7 protein-coding genes are annotated in these 6,819 nt (G+C 65.4%); 1 reads left to right on the forward strand and 6 read right to left on the reverse strand.

Going from position 1 to position 6,819, the window contains the following annotated elements:
• The 6 genes from U9980_RS18475 to pptA all read right to left on the reverse strand — a co-directional run.
• The coding region (locus tag U9980_RS18475) for an MFS transporter (protein WP_322769059.1) at positions 1 to 1,226 on the reverse strand (1,226 nt) is incomplete at its 3' end.
• Positions 1,223 to 2,491: a hypothetical protein gene (locus tag U9980_RS18480; RefSeq protein WP_322769060.1), complete on the reverse strand. Its 1,269-nt coding sequence runs from the start codon at positions 2,489 to 2,491 to the stop codon at positions 1,223 to 1,225. The genes U9980_RS18480 and U9980_RS18475, both read right to left, overlap by 4 nt.
• Positions 2,488 to 3,795: an ATP-grasp domain-containing protein gene (locus tag U9980_RS18485; protein WP_322769061.1), complete on the reverse strand. Its 1,308-nt coding sequence runs from the start codon at positions 3,793 to 3,795 to the stop codon at positions 2,488 to 2,490. Before U9980_RS18485 ends, U9980_RS18480 begins: the two co-directional genes overlap by 4 nt.
• On the reverse strand, positions 3,792 to 4,787 hold the full coding sequence (cysK, locus tag U9980_RS18490; RefSeq protein WP_322769062.1) for a cysteine synthase A: 996 nt from the start codon (positions 4,785 to 4,787) through the stop codon (positions 3,792 to 3,794). Before cysK ends, U9980_RS18485 begins: the two co-directional genes overlap by 4 nt.
• Before the next feature lie 29 nt (positions 4,788 to 4,816).
• Complete coding sequence (gene epsC / locus U9980_RS18495; protein ID WP_416210316.1) at positions 4,817 to 5,404, reverse strand: serine O-acetyltransferase EpsC; 588 nt, start codon at positions 5,402 to 5,404, stop codon at positions 4,817 to 4,819.
• Between the two features lie 88 nt (positions 5,405 to 5,492).
• Positions 5,493 to 5,717 (reverse strand): tautomerase PptA, encoded by a 225-nt coding sequence (pptA, locus tag U9980_RS18500; RefSeq protein WP_322769064.1) that lies wholly within the window; start codon positions 5,715 to 5,717, stop codon positions 5,493 to 5,495.
• 225 nt (positions 5,718 to 5,942) lie between these two features.
• Between pptA and U9980_RS18505 the strand changes: the two genes are divergently transcribed.
• Positions 5,943 to 6,716, forward strand: coding sequence for an isocitrate lyase/phosphoenolpyruvate mutase family protein (locus tag U9980_RS18505; RefSeq protein ID WP_322769065.1), 774 nt, complete (start codon positions 5,943 to 5,945; stop codon positions 6,714 to 6,716).
• Positions 6,717 to 6,819 lie beyond the last annotated feature (103 nt).

The following is a 6,819-nucleotide window of genomic DNA, read 5'->3' on the forward strand; positions in this document are numbered from 1 at the left end:
GGATGCCGTGTGCAGAGTGGGCGAGTTCGCACGGCCTGCTCGGGAAGGCTGCCCTCAAGGTGAATCATTCCCAGGGCGGAGCCGGTAACACCTACTGCGAGTATGAGCCACATGCCGGTGGCGGACAGTGAAAGGAGTGCGGTCAGCGCCGCGGGTGCCAGGGCGGTGGGAATTGCCCAGGAGAGCTGATAGACCGCGAGATGACGCCCACGCGTGGCCTCGGGCGCCGCACTGGCCACCAATGCCGAGGCGGTGGCTCCGTGCAGCAGTTCCCCGGCGGTGAACACTGCTGTCGCAGCGAACACGCCAACCATCAGGACCGCTCCGGCGGACATCATTCCCAGTACCGCGAAGGACACGAACGAGAGTGCGAAAACCGATGCGCCCAGCGCGACGGCGCGCGTGCGCCGGTACCTGGTGAGGATCCTGGTGACTGGCATCTGCAGAGCTGCGATACCCACTGTATTGACCGCGTAGAGCGCACCCACCAGAGAAGTTGGTGCGCCCAGTTTCTGGGTGGTGTATATCGGTAGGCTCACGGACAACACCATGTAGCCGAATGCTGTCGGGACGTTCAGCATGGTGAGCGCAAGGAACGGACGGTTGCGCGCGACGAGGCGGTATCCATGTCGTGTCGGAGTTCTGACCGCCGTTGGCCCGGCCACGTGTGCGGTGGGGATTGTGCGGATAATCGCGGCGGCCACCACGAACGCGACCCCGCTGGTGAGGACGATCGCGTGATAGGCGGCATCGGTGCCCAACGCCAACGTCGATCCCGCGATCAGGCCGCCAGCACCGAGACCGGCGTTGCGCAGACTGCGCTGCGCCGCGATGAGTCTGTCCCTGGCTGCGCCCTGGGCGATCTCCGCGATGAAGGACTGGATGGACGGCGAAAACGAGACGTCGCCGAACGCCACCAGCGCCACGACGATGAACAGCGGCACGGCGGAGTCCACCAGTGGATAGGTGGCGAAACCCACGGCCCGCAGCAGGTATCCGCCGACGACGACGGCGCGGGCGCCGTGTCGGTCCACGAGCACTCCGGTGACCGGATTGCTCACCAGACCCAACAGCGCCGCAGCGGTCATGATAGCGCCCACCTGCGCGATCGGCAGCCCGGTGGTGTGGTGAAAATACAGCAGGGACAGTGGGAGGTACATGCCACTGCCGGTTGAGTCGACCACCATGCCCAGTAGGTACCTTGCCCGAGTCGACAAGCCCTTCACGGCGCCTCCACGATCTTGATCTGGGCTTCGAAGCGCGCCCCCAGGCTGCGCAACCTGCGTTCGCACTCCGCGCGGGTCGGCGCTGAGCCGACCACAGCGGTGAGGAAGTCCGACGAACCCGCGGCAGGTGGGATCACCTGGCCCGGCCGTGCATAGACCCAGAACCGCTCCACCCACGACTCGTCGGGAGCCGCGGGCACCGAGCGCACCAGTCCCGGCCGTTTCATCGTCAGCATCTGTCCGGACATCGCCCGCGGCTGTGGCCGGTCACCGGCGCCCGAGAACTCCCCAAGCGCGGGCAGCGGTAGGCCGAGTTGCGCGCGCGTCGTGTACTCACCGAGGTTGGCGCCGAAGATGGTGTGGAAGACTTCACGGATCTTCGCTCCGCCCGGCCTGCTCGCGATCTCACACAGAACCAGACGGTCGTCGGGAGTATGGAAGATCTCCGCGTGGAAGGCGTGATCGCGTAGCCGGCTGCCGGAGGGCTTCAGCGCAGCCAGGATCCTTTCTGTCAACGCCAACAGCCTGTCGGTCAACGGGTCGTCCCGGTCCAGGGTCAGATCCACCCGTGCGCCCTGATCCGTTCCGAAGGAGGCCAGGTCGTACTGGTACTGGGACGGCCAGGCCAACACCGTCCGGCCGTCGACCACGAGTCCGTCCACATGACACATGCGGCCCGGTACGAACACCTCGAACAATGCGTCCTCGCGTGGGGCGTCAAAGTAGGTGTGTGCGAGGTAGTCCGCCAGCTCGTCCCGGTCGCCGAGGATTCGCAGGCCGATGGCGTTGTAGCCGGCACGATCCTTGCACACCAGTGGGAAGGCGTGCAGGTCTGCGAACGCCCACGCCTCCTCGGCAGTTCGCGGTGTCGCGTGGGCCGCGACATCAATGCCCGCACGCTGGGCACGCTGCTTCATCAGCGCCTTGTCGCGGAACGGCAGCACGTCCGCGGGCCATGCCCCGGTCAGCCCAAGATGTTCGCGAAGCCACGCTGCCGTGTCCACGTCAGCTTCGTGGTGCGCGATGATATGCGTGATCTGGAACTCGGTGACAAGTTCGAGCGCACGCTTGAGTATCAGAGCGTCGTCGAATTGCTCCAGAACTTCCAGACGGGTGTAGCCGAGGTTGTCGGTGGGCACTTTCTCACCGAACGGTTCGAACTTGTCGCGTGCCGCGAGGACGACCACATCGCCGTCGTAGTCGGCCAGCCACTGGTCGTATGGGAACGGCTCGAATGGATTGCGGTGCAGGATGAGGACATTCATACCGGTGCCACCGTCATCCTCGCAGGGCCCTGCACCTCGGCCACGTGGGCGAGGCGCGTTTCCCCGTCCGCGCCCAGGACGCGCACCGCGATGGTGTCGCGAACGAGGTCCGCCCCCCGCTGGATGGCTGCCGTGGTGTCCGGCCCGGTGACGGCAACCAGCCCGAGCCGGTCCCAGTTGTCCCGCACCGAACGCACGACATCGCCCGGCTTCGCGGTGATGCGGACGGCGAGCACACCGTCCTGCCGGCGAGCCGCTTCGACGCCGTCCACCGCCTCTACTCGCCCGGGTTCGCAGACCAGGAAGCGCGTGCTCGCGCCGGCATGCGCCACCGGCCGGTCGGGAAGTTCGGCGACAAGGCCGAACGGCCAGCCGACCGCAAGCGTCGTCAGGTCGATGCCGTACGCGCCCCGGACGAGGTCCGGGATGGCGTCACCGCCGAAGCGGTTGTGGCCCTCGATGATCCTGGGTCCGCGCGTGTCGATCCGCACCTCGGTGTGGCAGACTCCGTCCCTGAGGCCCATCAGATCGAGAAAGCGGCTCACACATGCGCGCACCTGCTCCCACAATCCTTCGTCCAATCGTGCGGGAATAGCATGGCCCAGCTCGGCGAAATGAGCGGTGTCGGTGAATTTTTCGGTGATCGTCACCACCGCATGGCGACCGGCGAAACTGAATGACTCCACGCTGTACTCGGGGCCGTCGACGTATTCCTCCATCAGGAAATCCTGAAGGACGAACAGCGTTGAAATCCGGTCGGTCCGGGTGCCGCGAAGGCGTTCGATCTCGGTCCATACCAGCTCGAAGTCTGCGGGACCTTCGACGCGGAACACGCCGATGCTCGCCGTGGCATCGATCGGCTTGACGATGAACGGGTAGCCGTGGCGAATGCCAAAGGCAGCCAGGTCCTCACGGTCTCTCAGCGGTGCGGCGCCAACCGCCGCCGGGTCCAAATCGGCGAGGTGCCGGCGCATGGCCCATTTATCACGAATTCGTCTGGTGACCTCGAAGCCGGTGCCGCCCAGATCGAACATGTCGTTGATCCGTCCCGCGGCGTCGAGTCCGGGTTCGGTGAGTGACAACGCCACGGTAAATCCCGGCGTCTCATGTAGGTCACGAACGATCGGTTCCGTAAGGGCCCAGTCCGTGAAGTCCACGACACGGAGGACGTCTGCGAGCTGCACCTGTTCCGCAGTGACCTTGGTGGGATGTTGGAGCAGCAGGACGTGCAGGCCTAATTCCTTGGCCCTGAGTATCGCCTCGTCGGTGCCGCCGACGAGCAGCAGCGTTTTCTCGGGCTTCATCGTTGCGTTCGATTCTTGGTCGCGTCGTTCTTCGGCGGGGTCGACCAGACGCTCAAGTAGCGCTCTCCCGTGTCGGGAAGGATGACGGTGATCGTCTTTCCTTCGTTTGCAGCACGCCGGGCCATTCTGATGGCGCCGTGCACGGCGGCGCCCGAGGAGATCCCGGCGAGGACACCCGCCCTGCGGGCGAGCCACTTCGCCGTATCCATGGCCTCGTCATCGGACACGGTCAACACTTCGTCGATCAGGTTGACGTCGGTCGTATCCGCGATGAAACCGCCGTTCAGCCCGGGAATGGCGTGTGCGCCCGCGAATCCTCTGGACAGCAACGGCGACGCCTCCGGTTCGACGGCAACCGCCGTGATCGCCGGGTTCTGTTCCTTCAGGTACGACGCCGCTCCGCAGAGCGTGGCGCCGGTCCCGACACCGCACACCAGGATGTCGACCCGGCCCTCGGTATCCGACCAGATCTCCGGTCCGGTAGTCTCGCGGTGGGCACGAACGTTGTCCGCATTCGCATGCTGGCGAGGGAACCAGGAGCCCGGTGTCCTCCGGTGGAGCTCCTCGGCTTTGTCAATGGCACCTTGGTAGAGCTCCTCACGGGGTGTGAGGACGACCTCGGCGCCCAGCGCCTGCAACAGTGCGACTCGTTCGGCCGTCGCACTGTCAGGCATAACTATCAGGCAGCGGTAGCCGCGTGTGGCTGACAGCGCGGCCAGTGCGATTCCGGTATTGCCGGAAGTCGCCTCGATCACCGTACCGGCAGGACTCAGATGTCCGGCGGCTTCTGCGGCCCGCAGCATCCACAGGGCCGCTCGATCCTTGACGCTCGCAAGGGGGTTGGCTGATTCGAGCTTGGCCAGCACCTGTACTGCAGGGGCCGTGTCCTGGACGGGGAGTCTGAGTAGGGGCGTGTTGCCGATCAGGTCTTCGATGGTGTCGGCGATGCGCGGTCCGACAGCGGGTAGGTGCCCCGAAATCCGGCCAACCATGGCGTTCTCCTTCGTGCTCCGCGAACGTGTCACCACGAACCTGACGATGCGGTGTGGCGCAGCAGCTCGAAGGCGTGCCGCGCGACCTCCTGACGGCGTGGTACGGCTGCGACGGCGACGGTCCGGGCGCCCGCTGGCACGTCGTCGATGACTAGTGCCTGTGCTCCGATCACGGCACCATCGCCCACCGTCACCGGACCGAGGACGGTGGCGGCGGTGCCGAGTACCGCCCCCACGCCGACGACGGGGTGCCGGCGTTCTCCCGCGGCGCGCTGGTTGTCGCGCCACCAGCCGACTGCGCCGAGGGTCACCTGGTGGTAGATCGTGACGTCGTCACCCACAATTGCGGTCTCACCGATGACCACAGCGGCCCCGTGATCGATGAATACCCTGCGGCCCAACACCGCACCGGGATGGATCTCCACGCCCGTGATCGCGCGTGCCAGTACCATTGCCAGACGTGCCGACATGCGCCAGCCACGGCGGTGAATCCGGTGCGCGACGCGATGTGCCCAAAGCGCAGGAAGCGCAGGGTGCAGCAGGGCCTCCCGATGAGTCCGCACGGAAGGGTCTCGTTCAACGACTGTTCGCAGGTCCTCCTGAAGGGTCCGAAACAGAGCTAGTCGTCGGGCATCGTGATCGGACGAGATCGCCGGTGCTGAGTGGTCCACTGGCTGATCCCCTCTCTGTGAATTCACTGATGGGTCAGTAGTTCGGTTTTTTATGCAGCAGGTCCCTGCGATTTATGATTTCCGGTAGGTAGACTTGCTCCTGCCACGCATCTTTCTCGACTGGCTCGAGGGCAATCGATATCACAGCTTCGTCGCAGCCGAAGGTCTTCATCACCGCTTGAGTCACCGTTGCGATCAGTTCGGACTGCCGTTCGTCACTCAGCGAAACGGGGAAGTACTTGATATTCACGTGCGGCATGGTGACCTCCTGCGTTGTCCGTCATGGAGAGACATCCCTCCTGGTGGCGGCGTCCGGCGGACCGGCGCGACAGCGTCTGCTCGGCTTCGCCCTCGACCGGTCCCGGGTAGCGAACCACCTCCCGCTATCGAGAAGCCTTCGGTTCGCTATTGGGTTGTTCGATTTGGCGGACCGGTCGGCCGGGCCGCTGTTATCGGGCGGGCCGACCTGATAGCATCTCCCTGCGTGGCCCGATCACATGACGCGCTGGCATCCGTCGCTGCGGCGCGCCTGCGTGAGCTGCATGTCCCTGGCAAGCCACTCGTGTTGCCCAACGTCTGGGACGCGGATAGCGCCCGGTCGGCGGTGGCCGCGGGCTTTCCCGTCGTCGCTACCAGCTCGGTGGCCGTCGCTGAGTCGCTTGGCTATTCCGATGGTGAGAACGCGCCGGTGGATGACATGTTCGACGCTGCGAGCAGGATCATGCGGGCGGTTGACGTACCGGTCACCGTCGACGTCGAGGCTGGGTATGGTCTCGCCGCTGCCGAGCTGGTGGATCGTCTGCTCGGCATGGGTGCGGCTGGCTGCAATATCGAGGACACCGACCACGAGCACGGATGCCTGAGAAATCCAGGGGAGCACGCCGAGCTGCTCGCCGCGATCCGTCAGCATGCGGGTGCCAACTTGGTGATCAACGCACGGGTGGATTCGTTCCTGTACGCATCGGACGAATCCACCGCGCTGCCGGATGCGGTTGAGCGGGCACGCTGCTACGTCAAGGCGGGCGTCGACTGCGTTTACCCCATCCATGCCGTCTCGAGAGAGTCCATCACCGCTATCGTGACCGCCATCAGCCCGACCGCCGTGAACACCACATACCTACCGGGTGCGCAGGATGTCGCAGGGATGACCGGGCTCGGCGTTACCCGGATTTCGCTTGGTGCCGGGTTGTGGCGAGCCGGTCAGCGCCGGCTACGTGACACCCTGGAGGCCATGTCCAAGGGGACGATGCCTTACTAACAGCTTCCTGTCTGCTGGGCGCACGAACAGCCGAGGTCAGGATACCCGGCCAAGGCTTCGCACCGCGCGCGGTCAGCCGGCAGACGTACGAGCACTCCAGGGA

Source organism: Protofrankia sp. Cr1, from assembly GCF_963555865.1.
GTDB lineage: Bacteria > Actinomycetota > Actinomycetes > Frankiales > Frankiaceae > Protofrankia.

Coding starts and splice junctions, on each gene's coding strand:
- U9980_RS18480 (WP_322769060.1), bottom strand. CDS start 2,491: ATGAATGTCCTCATCCTGCACCGCAATCCATTCGAGCCGTTCCCATAC.
- U9980_RS18485 (WP_322769061.1), bottom strand. CDS start 3,795: ATGAAGCCCGAGAAAACGCTGCTGCTCGTCGGCGGCACCGACGAGGCG.
- cysK (WP_322769062.1), bottom strand. CDS start 4,787: ATGGTTGGCCGGATTTCGGGGCACCTACCCGCTGTCGGACCGCGCATC.
- pptA (WP_322769064.1), bottom strand. CDS start 5,717: ATGCCGCACGTGAATATCAAGTACTTCCCCGTTTCGCTGAGTGACGAA.